This window comes from Gilvimarinus sp. 1_MG-2023, assembly GCF_030548285.1.
The window spans coordinates 1-364 of record NZ_JAUOSC010000370.1 but is presented as its reverse complement, the minus strand read 5'-3'; the positions used below and the strand labels follow the sequence as shown (position 1 = coordinate 364).

Annotated in this window: 1 protein-coding gene; it reads left to right on the top strand. The window is 54.4% G+C overall.

The genetic code is table 11. The features are described from left to right. A partial coding sequence (locus Q4563_RS17240) for a hypothetical protein (RefSeq protein WP_303605368.1) occupies nucleotides 1-286 on the top strand: 286 nt, incomplete at its 5' end. Between the last annotated feature and the right edge of the window lie 78 nt (nucleotides 287-364).

Here is a 364-nt window from a genome sequence, read left to right as displayed (position 1 = left end):
CTGGTACTCAGTGGAAGCAGGCAAGCGCTTCCCTTTTGCAGAGAACGGCCGCTGGTCATGGGATGGGTATTTGGGAGTTGGCATTGGCAAGAGTTCCGGCGGTTCGACCCGCTGGGATGATGATGGGGACGACACAACTGTGCCGGTACTGTCAGCCACGACCGACATCAACTGGAATATAGCTTACAACGTCAGCATCGGCGGCCGGGTTCAGGTCCAGCAAGCCTTGTCTGGCAATAGTGCAAATCACGGAGCGTTGGCCCTAGTATGGAAAATTCGTTTCTGAAAAGATCCAGTCTTGCACTGGGTTTCCTCCTGGCAGCGTCGTCAATTGCAGCTGCCGAGACTTCTCCATCATCTATTG